The sequence below is a fragment of the Pseudomonas sp. D3 genome (genome assembly GCF_029320995.1).
In the GTDB taxonomy this organism is placed as follows: domain Bacteria; phylum Pseudomonadota; class Gammaproteobacteria; order Pseudomonadales; family Pseudomonadaceae; genus Aquipseudomonas; species Aquipseudomonas paraveronii.
The window spans coordinates 5,924,794-5,942,363 of record NZ_CP119772.1; the positions used below are offsets into that span (position 1 = coordinate 5,924,794).

Below are 17,570 nucleotides of genomic sequence, written 5' to 3' on the forward strand. Positions count from 1 at the left end.
TGAAGCCATGGGGGCGATTATTTCGCCTCTAGAAGTGGGTCGAGTGCGCGAACGTGCTCGACTTGCCAGCCAATCGGTACCACGTCGCCGACCGCCAGTGCCGGGTCCAGCTCGGCGATCGGTTGTTTCACAAAAAAATCGGTCATGCCGCAGACTTCCAGGCGCACGCGCACGTGGTCGCCCAGGTAAACGAATTCCGCTACTCGCCCGGAGAAGCGGTTCACGCAACGTTCGCTGGAGCCATTGAGGCTGACGCGCTCAGGCCGCACCGACAAGGTCACCGGGCCGCCGACCTGGCCGACGTTCACCGCCAGCGCCTCGACTTTCTCGCCCCGCGCCAGCTCGACTACGCAGCGGTCGCCGGTGTGGCTGTGCAGGCGACCGTTGAGACGGTTGTTTTCGCCGATGAAGTTGGCGACGAAGGTGTTCTTCGGCTCTTCATACAAGGTGCGCGGCGCAGCGATCTGCTGGATCTCGCCCTGGTGGAACACGGCCACCCGGTCCGACATGGTCAAGGCTTCGCCCTGATCGTGGGTCACATACACCACGGTCACGCCGAGGCGTTGGTGCAGGTGCTTGATCTCCATCTGCATGTGCTCGCGCAGTTGCTTGTCGAGGGCGCCGAGGGGTTCGTCCATCAGCACCAACTGCGGTTCGAACACCAGCGCCCGAGCCAATGCCACACGCTGTTGCTGGCCGCCGGAGAGTTGCGCCGGGTAGCGCTGGGCGAAGGCGTCGAGCTGGACCATGCTCAGCACGCGTTTAACCCGCTCGCTGACATCGGTCTTGCTCAACCCCCGCACCGACAGCGGAAACGCCAGGTTCTCGGCCACAGTCATGTGCGGGAACAACGCGTAGTTCTGGAACACCATGCCGATATCGCGCTTGTGCGGCGGCACGTTGTTGATCGCGCGCCCGGCCAGCTGGATTTCGCCAGCGGTCGGCGTCTCGAAGCCGGCAAGCATCATCAGGCTGGTGGTCTTACCCGAACCCGATGGCCCTAGCAGGGTGAGGAACTCGCCCTTGCGAATCTCCAGGTTGAGGTCCTTGACGATCAGGTTCTCGCCGTCGTAGCTCTTCTGCACGCCACGAAAGCTGACCAGTACATCATTTGAATCCACCTCGCTCATACCCGCACCTTTGTGTTTTGGACTGCTGTGGCACAAGCGTAGTCCAGGGACGGGGCCCCGGAAATCGGGGGTCAGGAGAGAATTACATCAGCCGGATGGAAGGTTGGGTGTAGGGCATGCCCTACAGCGATGGCGGGGATAGGACAGAGCCGCTATGAGCGCCAGGCTGCAAGCGGCAAGAACGGGCAACTGGCGCTTTAAAGGGGGTCGCAAACAGGCATGTCGTCAGAGCAGCTTGTGCTCCATGGCGTACTTCACCAGTTCGGCCAGGGAGGTGATATTGAGTTTTTGCATCAGCCGCGCCTTGTGGGTGCTGATGGTCTTGCTGCTCAACGCCAGTTGCTGGGCGATATCGTTGACGTTGGCGCCCTGGGCCAGGCGCTCGAATACCGAGAACTCGCGCTCCGACAGCAGCGAATGCAAGGGCCGTGAATCGGTCAGGCCGACCTCGAAGACCATGCGGTCGGCCAGGTCCGGGTCGATATAACGACCACCGGCCGCGACCTTGCGAATCGCCATCAAGAGCAGGGCCGGGTCGCTGTCCTTGGTGGCATAACCGGCCGCACCCACCTTCAAGGCCCGCGCGGCCATCTGCGCTTCATCGTGCATCGACAGCACCAGGATCGCCGGCGGGTTGTTCAGCGCACGAATCCGCGCAATGGCTTCCAGGCCGTTGACGCCGGGCATCGAGATATCCAGCAACACCACCTCGCAAGGCACATGGCGCAAGGTCTCCAGCAACTGCTCGCCATTGCCCGCCTCGCCCACCACCAGCAGGTCTTTGGCCAGGCCGATCAATTGCTTGATGCCTTCACGCACGATGGTGTGGTCTTCGGCTACCAGTACACGGATCACAGGGGCTTCCTCTTATCGTTATGCATCCAGCGGCACCGTCACACTCAGGGTGGTGCCCTCCCCCAGCTCGCTGTCCAGGCTCAACTGCCCGCCCATGATCAGCACACGCTCACGCATGCCGACCAGGCCAAACGACACCGGGCGACCCTGGGCCTCGACGAAACCGACGCCATCGTCGCTGATGGTCAGCCGCAGTTGCTTGCCCTCCACCGCCAGGGTCAATTCGACAGTATGCGCCTGCGCATGGCGCATCACATTGGTCAGCGCCTCCTGCAGGATACGGAACAGGCCGATGGCCTTGGCATCGCTCAAGGCCGGCAGGTTATCCGGGACTTGCACCAGGCAGGGAATCTGCGTGCGCGCTTCGAAGCGCCGCGCCTGCCACTCGATGGCCGAGGCGATCCCCGCGTCGAGAATTGGCGGGCGCAACGCGGTGGCCACGTCGCGCACCAATTGAAACAGTTGGGCAATCAGGCGCTTCATGCTGTTCAGGCGCTCGTTCAGGCCGGGGTCCAGTTGCGCATAGGCCAACTCGCACATGGAGGTTTCCAGCTTGAGCACGGTGAGCATTTGCCCAAGTTCGTCGTGTACTTCCCGGGCGATGCGCGCCTTTTCTTCTTCGCGCACGGTTTCCAGGTGCGCCGACAGCTCACGCAACTGCGCTTCGCTTTGCAGCAACGCGGCCACATAGCGGCGACGCTCGGTGACGTCATTAAGGTAGACCACCAAGTATTCGCCTTCGGCAAACCGCAGAAAGCTCAACGACACCTCGGCCGGCAGGATGCTGCCGTCTGCGCGCAGGCAGTCGGCGGCGAAGTGCTGCGGGCCGTCTTCACTGTTGCGCGCGCGTTTCCATAGGTTCAGCCAGCGGTCCATGCTCAGGCTCGGGTCGAAATCGGCCAGCGGACGCTCGATCAACGCGCCGGGACCGTAGCCGAGCATGGTTTCCGCCGCCAGGTTGGCGTAGCGCACATGACTGTCCCAATTGACCCAGAGGATGCCGACGGTACTTTGATCGATGGAAAATTGTGTCAGGCGCAGCGCTTCGGCGCCGGCAGCGCGTGCGGCGCTTTCTTCGCGAGCGGCGAGCAGGTTGTGTTCCAGTACTCGTTGCTGGCGACGCTGCCAAAACACTACCGCGAGGCTGGCGAGCAGCAGCAACCCCAACAGCAGGCAGAGGTTTTGCCACAGGCCGGGAGACTCGGATAGACGCGGGTATTTGGGTTGCAGCCAGCGGTTGTGCAACTGGTCCAGATCGCGGGCGGGGATGGCGCGCAACGCGCTTTCCATGATGCCGGACAGTTCCGGCCAGTCGCGGCGGGTCGCCACGCGCAGCAATTGCGGCAGGCCGATATCGCCGACCACCGCCAGCCCGGAAAACTCAGCCTCGCCCGACAACCGGCTCAGTTGCGCCTCATCCACCACGGCATAACGTGCCTGCTGGCTGACCAGCAACTGCAAGGCCTGGCGTTCCATCGGCACGCCTTGCAGGTTGAGGCTGGGATAAGTGCTGCGCAGGTAATCGGCCACGGCGCTGGGCATGCGCACGGCAACGCGGGAATGTTCGTCGAGTTTTTCCAGCTCCACCGCACCGCCGCCCTCACGGACACCGACAATGTGCTGGGGCACGCGCATATACGGGTCCGTGAACAACCACAGGCGCAAACCGGCCGGGGTTTGCTGCAGACCAGGGGCAATGTCCACCTCGCCGTCGCGCAGGGCGGCTTCCAACTGATCCTGAGTGGGGAAGTTGCGCCACGTCAGCTCGATATTCAGGGCCTTGGCCAGCCATTGCATCAACTCGACATTGGCCCCCGACAACCGCTGCAGGCGCCGATCGTATTGCGCATACGGCGCCTGCAAGACCAACCCCACCCGCAATTGCGGGTGCTGCGCCAGCCATTCACGCTGCGGCACAGTGAGCTGCGCTTGCGCAGCGACAGGCACGGGCGCGGCGCCCGCCATCAAGGCAAAGCACATACAGCCGATAACCAGCAGACAGCGAAAACCCATGATCCACGTCTCACATCACTGACAAATACTGACCAACCCATTAGGCTGCTGGAATCACTTCTGGCCGGGAATTAACGATGCCACCTCGAAACCGTTCGGCACTGCCAGCATTGTGCCTGTCACTCCTCTTTACCGCCGTCTTTTCTGCCCAGGCCGCCGACGCGCCTGCGCCGGCAGCCGAAAAACCGGTCGAACGCCTGCCCCTGCCGGAGCGTAGCCGGGAAGAAGCCAGCGCCCTCGAGCGCCAAATCCCACGAGAAGAACAGCAACAGTTGCAGGCCGGCAGCGATTCATTCCTGGCCCTGTGGAAACCGGCCAACAGCGCCGAAGCCGAAGGCGTGGTGATTATCGTACCTGGCGCGGGTGAAAATGCTGACTGGCCGCAAGCAATTGCGCCATTGCGACGTAAATTGCCGGATGCCGGCTGGGGCACCCTCAGCCTATCGCTGCCGGACGTGAACCTGGACACGTTGCCGCCACGGGTGATCGAGGCGCCCAAGGCTGCCGTCGACACCAGCAGCAAAGACGGCAGCACCGCCGCCAAACCGGTCGAGCAAGCCGCCAGCGCGGAAGCCGAAGGCACCGACCCGGCCGTGGTGCCAGGCACGGATGAACAGGACAAGACCGATGCCAAGCGCATCTTCGAGCGTATCGATGCCGCCGTCGCTTTCGCCCAGACCCAAGGCGCCCGCAGCGTCGTGCTGCTCGGCCATGGCAGCGGCGCCTGGTGGGCCGCGCGTTACTTGAGCGAGAAACAACCGAGCCAGGTGCAGAAGCTGGTGATGGTTGCGGGCAAGGCACCCGTGGGTCGCCAACCGGACCTGCAACAACTCGCCCCGGGTTTGAAAGTGCCCACGGCGGATGTCTTCTACCAGGACGCCGCCCAGGACCGAGACACCGCACGGGAACGCGCCCAGGCCGCCAAACGTTTGAAGAATAACGGCTACAAGCAGGTGTCACTCAAGACCGTGCCCGGTAACAGTGCGGCCGAGCATGAGCAACTGTATCGACGGGTTCGCGGGTGGTTGAGCCCCGAGCCCAAAGACAGCTGATCGCCCGCGCCAAAACGGGGCGACTATCAGAAATCCCGCCGCTCGCGAATCAACGTATAGGCGTTATGCAGTTCGCGGGTTCGCTCGGTGGCCTCAAGCACTTGCGCCGGGCTGGCACCGGTGCCGGCGATTTTGTCCGGGTGATGGCGGCTGAGCAGGCGGCGATAGGCGTGCTTGATCACCGACGGTTCGGTGGTGGTGGTCACCCCCAGAATCCGCAACGCCTCCTGATACGCTGCGCCACGGCTGGCCACTGGCTTGCGCTCCGGCGCGTAATCGGCGGCCAGCGCCTGAAGCTGTTGTGGCGTCCAGCCCAGCCACTTGCCCCACAGGCTGATCAAGTCGCGCTCGGCATCATCCGCACGGCCATCCGCCCAAGCCATCCGCCAACAGGCGCGCAATACGCCTTCTGCCGCGTGGGGCTGGGACTTGAGGACGCGCAGGTAGGCACGCACCCGGTCAGAACCGGATTTACCGCGATTGAACGCCGTAATCGCGCGGCGCTGGGCCGGCTCCGTCATGTCCAGCGCACGCATTTCCTGGCGTGCCTGCTGGATATGCCCGTCCACCACGCGGCCATTGCTTTTGGCCAGGCGGCCCAGCAGCACAAACAACAGTTCGTCATTGCGCAACGCCGGGCGCCCGCCCAGGCGCTCACGCAATTGTGCCCAGCTTTGCAGTTGCAGGCGGCGATCCAGCGCCTGCCCCAGCAAGGCGCCCAACAAGCCACCCGGAATACTGGCAATGGCGAAGCCAGCCCCGGCGCCGATCAGCGTCCCTGGCCACAACATCTTAGCGCCCCGCTGTCAGCAGGGTTTCGACTTGCGCCAGGCGCTCTAGCGTGCCGACATCAATCCAGCGTCCCGTCATGTGTTCCCCCGTTACCTGCCCTTGCACCATGGCCGCGCGCAACAGCGGCGCCAACTTGAAGGCACCGGCGCTGCAACCCGCGAACAATTTGGGGTCGAGCACTGAAATGCCACTGAAGGTCAGGTTATCGGCACCGGGCGCTGCATCATGAAGCACGCCATGATCCAGGTAGAAATCTCCGCCCGAGGGGTGATGCGCCGGGTTATCGACCATCACCAAGTGGGCCAGGCCCTGGAGGGGGCGCTGGAGCTGGGCGAAGTCGTAGTCGGTCCAGATATCGCCATTGACCACCACAAAGGGCTCACCCCCCAGCAACGACAATGCCTGGAAAATCCCGCCGCCGGTTTCCAAAGGCTCGCCCTCGGGGGAGTAGCGGATGCGCAGACCAAACTGCGCACCGTCGCCCAAATAGCTTTCGATCTGCTGGCCGAGCCAGGCATGGTTGATCACGATATCGCTGAAACCGGCCCTGGCCAGCGCTTCCAGGTGGTACTCGATCAGGCGTTTGCCGCCCGCCTGCACCAGCGGCTTGGGCGTGTGCAAGGTGAGCGGACGCATCCGCTCGCCTTTGCCGGCCGCCAGGATCATCGCCTTCATACGCTCGCCTCGGCGGGTTCGCGCAGGCTGGCCAACAGTTCAGCCAGTTCGCCCAGCTCCGGGCGGTCCGCCAGCACCGCTTCTATATAGGCAAAGAAGCGCGGCACGTCGGCCAGGTAGCGTGGCTTGCCGTCGCGGTGGCAAATGCGCGCGAAGATACCGATCACCTTGAGGTGACGCTGCACGCCCATCAGGTCGCAGGCGCGCTGGAAGTCGTCGAAATCCGCCTGCACCGGGATGCCCAGCGTCGCGGCGCGCTCCCAGTAGCCGCGCTGCCATTCGCGCACGCGGGCCTGGGGCCAGCTGAGGAACGCGTCCTTGAACAGGCAAGTGATGTCGTAGGTCACCGGGCCATAGACCGCGTCCTGGAAGTCCAGCACGCCGGGGTTGGGCTCGCTGATCATCAGGTTGCGCGGCATGTAGTCGCGGTGTACCAGCACTTTCGGCTGGGCCAGGGCGCTGTCGATCAGGCGCTCGCTGACACGCTGCCAGAGCGCCTGCTGGTGCGCGTCGAATTCGATACCCAGGTGGCGGCGCGCGTACCATTCGGGGAAGAGTTCCAGCTCGCGGCGCAGTAAAGCGACGTCATAGCTGGGCAGCGGCGCGTGCATCGGCAACTGCTGAAAAGCCAGCAAGGCGTCGATGGCATCGGCAAACAATTGATCGGCATTTTGCTCGTCAATCACGTCCAGGTAGGTTTTTCTGCCCAGGTCGTTGAGCAAAAGAAAGCCGCGCGGCAAATCTTCTGCATAAATTTTTGGCACATTTATTCCGGATTTCGCCAACAAATCGGCGATATCGACGAAAGGTTTGCAGTTTTCCTGGGGGGGTGGAGCGTCCATCACCACGAAAGTATGCGCCCCGCCTTCCCAGCGGAAGTAGCGCCTGAAACTCGCGTCACTACTGGCCGCGGTCAATGTGGCCGGGGGTACGACGCCCCAGTCCTGAGCGTTGAAGAGGATCGGCAACTGCTCATCCAGCCAGACTTTCAGCTGTTGTAAACGTAGATCTTGCTCGGGCATTACAAGGGTCTCCGACGGCGCTAGCCGTCAAGCGGGTCATGCTTTATTATCACGCATCTTTTTCAGACCATCGAGAGGCGTGCGGCCCACACCGCGGGCAGATGGCACGCAGGAAGCCCGGACTAATAAGATGGCATTGAAATCCCCCGCGTTTCGTAGAAAATTTCCGTTGCTGGTAACCGGCAGTCTGCTGGCCATGCAACCTTTCGCCACCTCATTCGTGGTCGCCGCGGAACAGTATGACTGCTCAGTCTCTGCTTCGGGTGCCTGGGATTGCGCGCCGAAAACCGCCGCCGCCCCATTGCCACCGCGCCCGGTGCATGACGGTGCAGCCGTCAGCTCGGCCAACGGCACGGCGCAAGCCAACGCTGAAGGCAGCACCGAGGCCGAGCCGAAGACCATGTTGGTCACCGAAGCCAAGGGCCGTGGCCTGCGTTCGCGCAGCGCCGACTACAGCCACCTGGACTGGGTGCCCCGCGAGAAGCTGACCGCCGCCCAACTGGCTGAAACCGGCCCTTATTGCTCCGGCGCGTACATCGAGCCGACTCGTCCTGGCATGAACGACAAGACGAACCAGAGCGATGCACCGACCTTCATCGGCGCCAAGGCTTCGCGTTACGAGCAGGAACAACAGGTCGCGACCCTGGCCGGTGACGTCGTCATGCGCCAGGGCAGCATGCAGCTGGAGTCTGAGGAAGCCAGCCTGTACCAGGCCGAAAACCGTGGCGAGCTGAACGGCAATGTCCGTCTGCGCGACAACGGCGCCCTGATCGTCGGCGACCACGCCCAGGTCCAGCTCGATACCGGCGCGGCGCAGATCGACAACGCCGAATACGTGATGCACAAGTCACGCGTGCGCGGTAACGCGCTGTACGCCAAGCGCGCCGAAAACGCGATCATCCGTCTCAAGGACGGTACGTACACCACCTGCGAGCCAGACAGCAACGCCTGGCAGCTCAAGGGCAACAACATCACGTTGAACCCGGCCACCGGTTTCGGTACTGCCACCAACGCGACGTTGCGGATCAAGAACATCCCGATCCTGTACACCCCTTACATCTATTTCCCGATCGACAACCGTCGTCAATCCGGCTTCCTGCCGCCGAGCTTCAGCACCGGCAGCGAGACTGGCTTTACGCTGGTGACGCCTTACTACTTCAACCTGGCACCGAACTACGACGCCACGTTGTACCCGCAATACATGACCAAACGCGGCTTGTTGATGGAAGGCGAATTCCGCTACCTCACCAAATCCAGCGAAGGCCAGTTCGGCGGCGCGTACCTGAACGACGACAGCGACGAACGCAGCAAGCAGACCGATTACGAAAAAACGCGCTATATGCTCAATTGGCAGCATAAGGGCGGGCTGGATTCGCGTCTGACGACTCAGGTGGATTACACCAAGATCAGCGATCCTTACTACTTCCAGGATTTGAAGTCGTATGAAGAAGGGGTTCAGAGTCGCGATTTCCTGAACCAGCAAGGGTCTGTGGCTTATCGAGGCGATTCTTACCAAGCGCGCTTGAACGTCCAGGCTTATCAGTTGGCAACGATCTCTCAGATCACGCCATATGATCGGTTGCCTCAGATCACTTTCAATGGTGCGCTGCCGTACCATCCGGGCGGGTTGAATTTTACCTACGAGACCGAGGCGGTTCGCTTTGAACGCAGCCTCGAAAACGGCACGTTTACCGATCAGAATGGCGTAGAGTCGGCTCGACTGGACACATACGTCACAGGCCTGACCCGTGCAAACGGTACGCGTTTGAACGCGGCCCCCGCCGTCGACTACCCGATGAACTGGACCTACGGTTTTATTACGCCGAAGTTGAAGTACGTCTATACCAAGTACGACCTCGACCTTGACGGTACCGGCAAGACGCAAATGGCTGCAGCCGGTCAGACGTTCAAAAGTTCGCAAGACCGCGCCGTGCCAATCGCCAGCGTCGACAGCGGCCTGTACTTCGACCGCAACACCAACTGGTTCGGCAAAGACTATCGCCAAACCCTCGAGCCGCGTGCGTTCTACCTTTATGTGCCAAATAAAGACCAGAGCGACATCCCGGTTTTCGACACCAGCGAATACTCGTTCAGCTACGCCTCGCTCTTCCGTGACAACCGCTTCAGCGGCACCGACCGGATCGGCGATGAGAACAAACTGTCCCTGGGTGTTACTAGCCGCTGGATCGAAGAAAACGGCTTCGAACGCCAACGCGTCAGCGTCGGCCAGGCTTTGTACTTCAAGGACCGCGAAGTTCAACTGCCGGGTATCGTGGCAGCCGACCGCGCCGATGCGCAGTCGAACGTATCGCCCATCGCCCTGGACTACGAGTTCCGCTTCAACCGCGACTGGCGCGCCACTGCCGATTACAACTGGGACACTGAAAGCCACGCCCCACGTTCCGGCAGCGCGATGTTCCACTACCAGCCGGAAGACAACCCGAACAAGGTCGTCAACCTCGGTTATCGCTATCGCAATGACCAGGTGGTCTACAACCAGCTGACCGGCAAATGGCAGTTTGGCGGCGACTACGGCACTCCTGGTACAGATAACTACGTGAAGGATTACTACAAAATCCAACAACACGACTTCTCGATGATGTGGCCGATCATTCCCCAGTGGAACCTGATCACCCGCTGGCAGTACGATTACGCCCGCAACCGTACCCTGGAAGCCTTCGGTGGTTTCGAGTACGACAACTGCTGCTGGAAACTGCGCGTCATCAACCGTTACTGGGTTTCCAACGACGAATACAGCCAGATCGCCCCGCTTAACGAAAAGGGTGACCACGGGCTCTTCCTCCAGATCGTCCTCAAAGGACTCGGCGGCCTGACCGGCGCCAAGGTAGAGAGCTTCCTCGACAAAGGCATTCAAGGTTATCGTGAACGTGAAGATCAAGCTTTCTGATTGTCTGCGCCCGCTCGTGCTGGGCGCGCTGTTCCTGGGTACCGTATCGGCGCATGCCGCGGTTCAACAGCTGGATAAGGTCGTGGCCATCGTCGATAACGACGTGATCATGCAGAGCCAACTGGACCAACGGGTCAAAGAAGTTCAGCAAACCATCGCCAAGCGTGGCGGTGGCGTGCCGCCTACCAGCGTCCTGGACCAACAGGTCCTGGAGCGCCTGATAGTCGAAAACCTGCAGTTGCAGATCGGCGACCGTTCCGGCATCCGTATTTCGGACGAAGAACTGAACCAGGCCGTCGGCACCATCGCGCAACGCAACAACATGAGCATCGATCAATTCCGCGCCGCCCTGGCCCACGATGGCCTGTCCTATGAGGACGCACGTGACCAGATCCGCCGCGAAATGATCATCAGCCGTGTGCGTCAGCGCCGTGTGGCCGAGCGAGTTCAGGTCTCCGAGCAGGAAGTGAAGAACTTCCTCGCATCGGACCTGGGCAAGATGCAGCTCTCCGAAGAACTGCACCTGGCCAACATCCTGATCCCGACACCGGACAGCGCCAACTCCGAGCAGCTCAATGCCGCCGCCGCCAAAACCCAGGCGATCTATGATCGCCTGAAGGGCGGTGCTGACTTTGCTCAAATGGCCATTGCCCAGTCCGGCAGCGACAACGCCTTGGAAGGCGGCGATATGGGCTGGCGCAAAGCCGCTCAATTGCCACCTCCGTTTGACCGTGAACTGAGTGCCATGGAAGTGGGCGGCATTACCCAGCCAGCCCGTACCCCTGGCGGCTTCATCATCCTCAAGTTGCTGGAACGTCGTGGCGGCGAAACCTCGCTGAAAGACGAAGTACACGTTCGTCACATCCTGGTTAAACCAAACGAAATCCGCACCGAAGCGCAAACCAAGGAACTGGCCCAGAAGATCTATGACCGCATCGAAAGCGGCGAAGACTTTGCCACCCTGGCCAAAAGTTTCTCGGAAGACCCAGGCTCTGCCCTCAACGGCGGCGACCTCAACTGGATCGACCCGAAAGCGCTGGTGCCGGAGTTCCAGGAAGTGATGGCCAAGACCCCGCAAGGCGTACTGTCCAAACCCTTCAAGACTCAATATGGCTGGCATGTACTGGAAGTCCTTGGCCGCCGCGCCACCGACAACACCAGCCAGGCCCGCGAACAGCAAGCCCTGACCGTGCTGCGCAACCGCAAGTACGATGAAGAGCTGCAAACCTGGTTGCGTCAGATCCGTGACGAAGCCTACGTTGAAAACAAACTGCCAGGCGCCGAGCAAACAGGCACCAACCAGGCCAACCAGTGAAACCCCAGCGTTTCGCAGTCACACCCGGCGAGCCGGCCGGCATTGGTCCAGACCTGTGCCTGCTGCTCGCCTCGCAACCCCAGCCACATCCCCTGATCGTCATTACCAGCCGCGACCTGCTCCTTGAGCGGGCCGCGCAACTGGGCGTGTCCGTCAAGTTGCTGGACGTTGCGCCGGGTAACTGGCCCGACCTGCCAGCCCCTGCGGGCAGCCTGTATGTGTGGGATACCCCGCTGCTGGCCAAGGTGGTCACCGGGCAACTGAACAAGGCCAATGCGGCCTTTGTGCTGGAAACCCTGACCCGCGCCGGACAAGGCTGCCTCGACGGCGACTTCGCCGGCATGATCACTGCCCCCGTACACAAGGGCGTGATCAACGAATCCGGTATCGCCTTTTCCGGCCATACCGAATTCCTCGCCGAACTGACCCACACCGCCCAAGTCGTGATGATGCTGGCCACGCATGGCCTACGCGTCGCCCTGGTGACCACACACTTGCCGCTGCGCGATGTGGCCGATGCCATCACCGTCGAGCGTCTGGAGCGCGTCACGCGCATCCTGCACGCCGACCTGCAACAAAAATTCGGCATCGCCCAACCGCGCATCCTGGTCTGTGGGCTCAACCCTCACGCCGGTGAAGGCGGCCACCTGGGCCATGAAGAAATCGACATCATCGAACCCACCCTGGAGCGTCTGCGCCAAGACGGCATGGACCTGCGCGGCCCATTGCCTGCGGACACTCTGTTTACCCCCAAATATCTGGAGCACTGCGACGCAGTGCTGGCGATGTACCATGACCAAGGGCTGCCCGTGCTGAAATACAAAGGCTTCGGCGCCGCAGTCAACGTGACATTGGGCCTGCCGATCATCCGTACTTCCGTCGACCATGGCACCGCCCTGGACCTGGCAGGCAGCGGCAAGATCGACACCGGCAGCCTGCGCGTGGCCCTGGAAACCGCCTATCAGATGGCCGAGACCCGTATATGACCGAGCATTACCAACACCGGGCGCGCAAGCGCTTCGGGCAAAACTTCCTGCACGACGCTGGCGTGATTGACCGCATCCTGCGCTCCATCCACGCCAAGCCCGAAGACCGCCTGCTGGAAATCGGCCCGGGCCAGGGCGCACTGACCCAAGGCCTGCTGGCCAGCGGCGCTCAACTGGACGTGGTTGAACTCGATAAAGACCTGATCCCGATCCTCAACCAGCAGTTTGGCGGCAAGTCCAATTTCATCCTGCACCAGGGCGATGCGCTGAAGTTCGACTTCACCAGCCTCAATGCCGCGCCCAACAGCCTGCGGGTCGTGGGCAACCTGCCGTACAACATCTCCACGCCGCTGATCTTTCACCTGCTGAACAACGCCGGGATCATCCGCGACATGCACTTCATGTTGCAGAAAGAAGTGGTTGAGCGCCTGGCTGCCGGCCCGGGCGGCGGTGATTGGGGCCGTCTGTCGATCATGGTTCAGTACCACTGCCGCGTCGAACACCTTTTCAACGTTGGCCCGGGCGCGTTCAACCCGCCGCCGAAGGTCGATTCGGCCATCGTGCGCCTGGTGCCCCACGCCGTGCTCCCGCACCCGGCCAAGGATCACAAACTGTTGGAGCGCGTCGTGCGCGAAGCCTTCAACCAGCGCCGCAAGACCCTGCGCAATACGCTCAAAGCGCTGTTGAGCAACGCCGAGATCGAAGCCGCCGGCGTCGACGGCAGCCTGCGTCCGGAACAACTGGACCTGGCCGCGTTCGTGCGCCTGGCCGACCAGCTTGCGATCCAGCCTCCACCCGTCGCGGACTGAAGCCCGACCCTGCACCCGGCCAGACAGCATGTCTGGCCTAGTGCACACCTCTTGGCCTAGACTGACCCGCATCTGCTGTCCTCCGCTTTTGCTTTTAAGGCCTCTTGCATGTCCGATCCTCGCTACCAGATCGACGTCAGCGTCGTTACCCGCTTCCTGGCGGACCAATCGCAACCCGAACACAACCGTTTCGCCTTTGCCTACACCGTCACGGTGAAAAACAACGGGCTGGTGCCGGCCAAGCTGCTGTCACGCCACTGGGTGATCACCGACGGTGACGGTCAAGTGGAGGAAGTGCGTGGTGCCGGCGTTGTCGGCCAGCAACCGCTGATCGATAGCGGTGCCAGCCATACCTACAGCAGCGGCACGGTGATGACGTCCAAGGTCGGCACCATGCAAGGCTCGTATCAGATGAAAGCCACCGACGGCAAACTGTTCGACGCGATCATCCAGCCATTTCGTCTCGCCGTGCCCGGAGCCCTGCACTGATGGCAACCTATGCGGTCGGCGACCTGCAAGGCTGCCTGGAACCCCTCAAGTGCCTGCTCGAACGCGTGGCCTTCGACCCGGCGAACGATCGCCTGTGGCTGGTGGGCGACCTGGTCAATCGTGGCCCCGAATCCCTGGAGACCCTGCGCTACTTATATGGCCTGCGCGATTCCCTGGTGTGCGTACTGGGCAACCACGACCTGCACCTGCTGGCGGCTGGCAGTAACATCGAGCGTCTGAAAAAGGGCGATACCCTGCGGGAAATCCTCGAAGCGCCGGACCGAGTCGACCTGCTGGACTGGCTGCGCAGGCAAAAGATCATGCACTACGACGAGCACCGCGACATGGTGCTGGTCCACGCCGGTATTCCACCGCAGTGGACGCTGAAAAAAGCCCTCAAGTGCGCTGCCGAAGTCGAAAGCGCCATTGCCGATGACAACCGGTACATCGCCTACCTCGACGGCATGTACGGCAATGAGCCAGTGAAATGGGACAACGAGCTGACGGGCGTCGCCCGCCTGCGCGTGATCACCAACTATTTCACACGCATGCGCTTCTGCACCGCCGACGGCAAGCTGGACCTCAAGAGCAAGGAAGGCGCCGACACCGCGCTGCCCGGCTACAAGCCGTGGTTCGCCCACAAGGAACGCAAGACCCGCGACACGAAGATCATCTTCGGTCACTGGGCGGCCCTCGAAGGCAAATGCGATGAACCCGGCGTGTTCGCCCTCGACACCGGCTGCGTGTGGGGCGGCGCCATGACCCTGATGAACATCGACACCGGCGAGCGTCTGACCTGCCAGTGCCCCTCCCCTACTCCCCTTACCCCGCCGGTTGCCGCCAAGCGCTAGACGCCGCGAGCCGCCAAGCCCAAGGAGCCCGCCATGAGCGAATTCAAACGTATCCCACCCGAACAAGCCAAGGCCCTGCGCGAACAAGGCGCGGTGGTGGTGGATATTCGTGACCCCCAGACCTACGCCCTGAACCACATCAAAGGCGCCCGACACCTGGACAACAACAACATCGCCGACTTCATCCGCGCCGCCGACCTCGACGCACCCGTGATCGTGGCCTGCTACCACGGCAACTCCAGCCAGAGCGCGGCCGCCTATCTCATCAGCCAAGGCTTCTCCGACGTCTATAGTCTGGACGGCGGCTTTGAGCTGTGGCGCACGACCTATCCTGCAGAAATTGCCGCTGGCGATTCGCAATAATTTTTTTCACACCCCGCTACCCCGCGTGACGCTTGGGCTTGCGCCGCTTCTGACGAACGGCGCAGCCAAACAAATTGTGTATCACGCCTTTACCTCGCAGATTCCGAACTATCCTTAAGCGCAGGCCATCCGAATCAGGGGAGAGCCGGTACACCGGCGTGCGGGTCATCGGTAGCGTTACAGGGTGTTCTGGGGGGAAAACGGCCATTGGCGATCGTCAATGACTGCCAGCATCGACTGATTGATCCGGCGTCGGCTCCACGTATCGAGCGAGGTGACGACGTCATGAGTATCTTTAGCCACTTCCAACAACGCTTCGAGTCCACACAGCAGGAAGAACTCACGCTGCAAGAGTATCTCGAGCTGTGCAAAAGCGACCGCAGCACCTACGCGTCTGCCGCCGAACGCTTGTTACTGGCAATTGGCGAGCCGCAGTTGGTGGACACCTCCAATAACTCGCGCCTGTCGCGAATCTTCTCGAACAAGGTGATCCGCCGCTACCCGGCCTTTGAAGACTTCCACGGCATGGAAGAGTGCATCGACCAGATCGTCTCCTACTTCCGACACGCGGCCCAAGGCCTGGAAGAGAAGAAACAGATCCTCTACCTGCTCGGTCCTGTTGGCGGCGGCAAATCGTCGCTGGCCGAAAAACTCAAACAACTAATCGAGAAAGTGCCCTTCTACGCCATCAAGGGCTCACCGGTCTTCGAGTCGCCCCTGGGCCTGTTCAACGCCACGGAAGATGGCGCGATTCTCGAAGAAGACTTCGGCATCCCACGGCGCTACCTCAACACCATCATGTCGCCGTGGGCCACCAAACGCCTGTCCGAGTTCGGCGGTGATATCAGCCAGTTCCGCGTGGTGAAACTCTACCCGTCGATCCTCAACCAGATCGGCGTGGCCAAGACCGAGCCGGGCGACGAGAACAACCAGGACATCTCGGCGCTGGTGGGTAAAGTCGATATCCGCAAACTGGAAGAATTCCCACAGAACGACGCCGACGCCTACAGCTACTCGGGCGCACTGTGCCGGGCCAACCAGGGCCTGATGGAATTCGTGGAGATGTTCAAGGCCCCGATCAAGGTGCTGCACCCACTGCTCACCGCCACCCAGGAAGGCAACTACAACAGTACCGAAGGCCTTGGCGCGATTCCGTTCACCGGGATTTTGCTGGCCCACTCCAACGAATCGGAATGGCACACCTTCCGCAACAACAAGAACAACGAAGCCTTCATCGACCGGATCTACATCGTCAAGGTGCCGTATTGCCTGCGGGTCAGCGATGAAATCAAGATCTACGACAAGCTGCTGTTCAACAGCGCCCTGGCCAAAGCCCATTGCGCGCCCGACACCTTGAAGATGCTCGCGCAGTTCACTGTGCTGTCGCGCCTCAAGGAGCCGGAAAACTCGAATATCTACTCGAAGATGCGTGTGTACGACGGCGAAAACCTGAAGGACACCGATCCCAAGGCCAAGTCTATCCAGGAATACCGCGACACCGCCGGCGTGGATGAGGGCATGAACGGCCTGTCGACGCGCTTCGCGTTCAAGATCCTGTCCAAAGTGTTTAACTTCGACCCTCACGAGATCGCCGCCAACCCGGTCCACTTGCTCTATGTGCTGGAACAGCAGATCGAACAGGAACAGTTCCAGGCCGAGACCCGCGAACGCTACCTGCGCTTCCTCAAGGAATACCTGGCGCCGCGCTATATCGAGTTTATCGGCAAGGAAATCCAGACCGCGTACCTGGAGTCCTACAGCGAGTACGGCCAGAACATCTTCGACCGCTACGTGCTGTATGCCGACTTCTGGATTCAGGACCAGGAATACCGCGACCCCGAAACCGGCGAAATCCTCAACCGTGTGGCCCTCAACGAGGAACTGGAAAAGATCGAAAAACCGGCCGGCATTAGCAATCCGAAGGATTTTCGCAACGAAATCGTCAACTTCGTGCTGCGCGCCCGCGCCAACAACAATGGCAAGAACCCCACCTGGCTCAGCTACGAGAAGCTGCGGGTGGTCATCGAGAAGAAAATGTTCTCCAACACCGAGGATCTGCTGCCGGTCATCAGCTTCAACGCCAAAGCCAGCAAGGAGGATCAGCAAAAACACAACGACTTCGTTACACGGATGGTCGAGCGTGGCTACACCGACAAACAGGTACGGCTGCTCTCCGAGTGGTATCTGCGGGTGCGCAAATCGCAGTAAGGCAGCGACAGGTGTGCAATGCCAGGCCCATGGCCTGGCAGGCGACCGCTTGTCTCTAAGCTTCCAGCTCGCGGCTTGAAGCTTGTAACGTGAAGCTGCCCG

The 17,570-nt window shown here is 61.5% G+C and carries 15 protein-coding genes; 9 read left to right on the forward strand and 6 right to left on the reverse strand.

What is annotated here, in order from left to right; genetic code table 11:
- Positions 1–17: 17 nt before the first annotated feature.
- From P3S72_RS27535 to P3S72_RS27545, 3 genes are all read right to left on the reverse strand, one after another.
- Positions 18–1,130 (reverse strand): ABC transporter ATP-binding protein, encoded by a 1,113-nt coding sequence (locus P3S72_RS27535; protein WP_276195127.1) that lies wholly within the window; start codon positions 1,128–1,130, stop codon positions 18–20.
- Positions 1,131–1,355: 225 nt separating this feature from the next.
- Positions 1,356–1,985 carry a response regulator transcription factor gene (locus P3S72_RS27540; RefSeq protein ID WP_276195128.1) on the reverse strand — a complete coding sequence of 210 codons (630 nt, stop codon included), beginning with the start codon at positions 1,983–1,985 and terminating at the stop codon, positions 1,356–1,358.
- Between the two features lie 18 nt (positions 1,986–2,003).
- Positions 2,004–3,998 (reverse strand): sensor histidine kinase, encoded by a 1,995-nt coding sequence (locus P3S72_RS27545; RefSeq protein ID WP_276195129.1) that lies wholly within the window; start codon positions 3,996–3,998, stop codon positions 2,004–2,006.
- 77 nt (positions 3,999–4,075) lie between these two features.
- Here P3S72_RS27545 and P3S72_RS27550 point away from each other — a divergent pair, with 77 nt between their 5' ends.
- A complete protein-coding gene (locus P3S72_RS27550) occupies positions 4,076–5,050 on the forward strand; it encodes an alpha/beta hydrolase family protein (RefSeq protein ID WP_276195130.1) in 975 nt (324 codons plus the stop codon).
- 26 nt (positions 5,051–5,076) lie between these two features.
- Here P3S72_RS27550 and P3S72_RS27555 read toward each other — a convergent pair whose 3' ends face one another.
- The 3 genes from P3S72_RS27555 to P3S72_RS27565 are packed head-to-tail and all read right to left on the reverse strand — an operon-like array spanning position 5,077 to position 7,539.
- Entirely contained in the window at positions 5,077–5,841 is a 765-nt protein-coding gene (locus P3S72_RS27555) for a TerB family tellurite resistance protein (RefSeq protein WP_276195131.1), read from the reverse strand.
- Between the two features lies 1 nt (position 5,842).
- On the reverse strand, positions 5,843–6,517 hold the full coding sequence (gene murU / locus P3S72_RS27560) for an N-acetylmuramate alpha-1-phosphate uridylyltransferase MurU (protein ID WP_276195132.1): 675 nt from the start codon (positions 6,515–6,517) through the stop codon (positions 5,843–5,845).
- Positions 6,514–7,539 (reverse strand): phosphotransferase, encoded by a 1,026-nt coding sequence (locus P3S72_RS27565; protein WP_276195133.1) that lies wholly within the window; start codon positions 7,537–7,539, stop codon positions 6,514–6,516. The genes murU and P3S72_RS27565 overlap by 4 nt, the downstream gene beginning before the upstream one ends.
- A gap of 130 nt (positions 7,540–7,669) precedes the next feature.
- Between P3S72_RS27565 and P3S72_RS27570 the strand changes: the two genes are divergently transcribed.
- From P3S72_RS27570 to P3S72_RS27605, 8 genes are all read left to right on the forward strand, one after another.
- Complete coding sequence (locus P3S72_RS27570; RefSeq protein WP_276195134.1) at positions 7,670–10,447, forward strand: LPS-assembly protein LptD; 2,778 nt, start codon at positions 7,670–7,672, stop codon at positions 10,445–10,447.
- Entirely contained in the window at positions 10,422–11,762 is a 1,341-nt protein-coding gene (locus tag P3S72_RS27575) for a peptidylprolyl isomerase (RefSeq protein WP_276195135.1), read from the forward strand. Before P3S72_RS27570 ends, P3S72_RS27575 begins: the two co-directional genes overlap by 26 nt.
- Complete coding sequence (gene pdxA / locus P3S72_RS27580) at positions 11,759–12,748, forward strand: 4-hydroxythreonine-4-phosphate dehydrogenase PdxA (RefSeq protein WP_276195136.1); 990 nt, start codon at positions 11,759–11,761, stop codon at positions 12,746–12,748. Before P3S72_RS27575 ends, pdxA begins: the two co-directional genes overlap by 4 nt.
- On the forward strand, positions 12,745–13,557 hold the full coding sequence (gene rsmA / locus P3S72_RS27585; protein WP_017847810.1) for a 16S rRNA (adenine(1518)-N(6)/adenine(1519)-N(6))-dimethyltransferase RsmA: 813 nt from the start codon (positions 12,745–12,747) through the stop codon (positions 13,555–13,557). The genes pdxA and rsmA overlap by 4 nt, the downstream gene beginning before the upstream one ends.
- 108 nt (positions 13,558–13,665) lie before the next feature.
- Positions 13,666–14,046, forward strand: a complete 381-nt coding sequence (apaG, locus tag P3S72_RS27590) for a Co2+/Mg2+ efflux protein ApaG (protein WP_247395841.1) — start codon at positions 13,666–13,668, stop codon at positions 14,044–14,046.
- The gene (locus P3S72_RS27595) at positions 14,046–14,897 is read left to right on the forward strand and encodes a symmetrical bis(5'-nucleosyl)-tetraphosphatase (RefSeq protein WP_276195137.1); all 852 of its coding nucleotides are present in this window, start codon (positions 14,046–14,048) and stop codon (positions 14,895–14,897) included. The genes apaG and P3S72_RS27595 overlap by 1 nt, the downstream gene beginning before the upstream one ends.
- Positions 14,898–14,930: 33 nt before the next feature.
- Positions 14,931–15,260 carry a thiosulfate sulfurtransferase GlpE gene (gene glpE, locus P3S72_RS27600; protein ID WP_247395845.1) on the forward strand — a complete coding sequence of 110 codons (330 nt, stop codon included), beginning with the start codon at positions 14,931–14,933 and terminating at the stop codon, positions 15,258–15,260.
- Between the two features lie 285 nt (positions 15,261–15,545).
- On the forward strand, positions 15,546–17,468 hold the full coding sequence (locus tag P3S72_RS27605) for a PrkA family serine protein kinase (protein ID WP_276195138.1): 1,923 nt from the start codon (positions 15,546–15,548) through the stop codon (positions 17,466–17,468).
- Positions 17,469–17,570: the final 102 nt, after the last annotated feature.

Excerpts from the sequence above, each read along its gene's own strand:
- P3S72_RS27535 (WP_276195127.1), bottom strand. The coding sequence starts at position 1,130 with ATGAGCGAGGTGGATTCAAATGATGTACTGGTCAGCTTTCGTGGCGTG.
- P3S72_RS27545 (WP_276195129.1), bottom strand. The coding sequence starts at position 3,998 with ATGGGTTTTCGCTGTCTGCTGGTTATCGGCTGTATGTGCTTTGCCTTG.
- P3S72_RS27550 (WP_276195130.1), top strand. The coding sequence starts at position 4,076 with ATGCCACCTCGAAACCGTTCGGCACTGCCAGCATTGTGCCTGTCACTC.
- P3S72_RS27555 (WP_276195131.1), bottom strand. The coding sequence starts at position 5,841 with ATGTTGTGGCCAGGGACGCTGATCGGCGCCGGGGCTGGCTTCGCCATT.
- murU (WP_276195132.1), bottom strand. The coding sequence starts at position 6,517 with ATGAAGGCGATGATCCTGGCGGCCGGCAAAGGCGAGCGGATGCGTCCG.
- P3S72_RS27565 (WP_276195133.1), bottom strand. The coding sequence starts at position 7,539 with ATGCCCGAGCAAGATCTACGTTTACAACAGCTGAAAGTCTGGCTGGAT.
- P3S72_RS27570 (WP_276195134.1), top strand. The coding sequence starts at position 7,670 with ATGGCATTGAAATCCCCCGCGTTTCGTAGAAAATTTCCGTTGCTGGTA.
- rsmA (WP_017847810.1), top strand. The coding sequence starts at position 12,745 with ATGACCGAGCATTACCAACACCGGGCGCGCAAGCGCTTCGGGCAAAAC.
- apaG (WP_247395841.1), top strand. The coding sequence starts at position 13,666 with ATGTCCGATCCTCGCTACCAGATCGACGTCAGCGTCGTTACCCGCTTC.
- P3S72_RS27595 (WP_276195137.1), top strand. The coding sequence starts at position 14,046 with ATGGCAACCTATGCGGTCGGCGACCTGCAAGGCTGCCTGGAACCCCTC.
- glpE (WP_247395845.1), top strand. The coding sequence starts at position 14,931 with ATGAGCGAATTCAAACGTATCCCACCCGAACAAGCCAAGGCCCTGCGC.
- P3S72_RS27605 (WP_276195138.1), top strand. The coding sequence starts at position 15,546 with ATGAGTATCTTTAGCCACTTCCAACAACGCTTCGAGTCCACACAGCAG.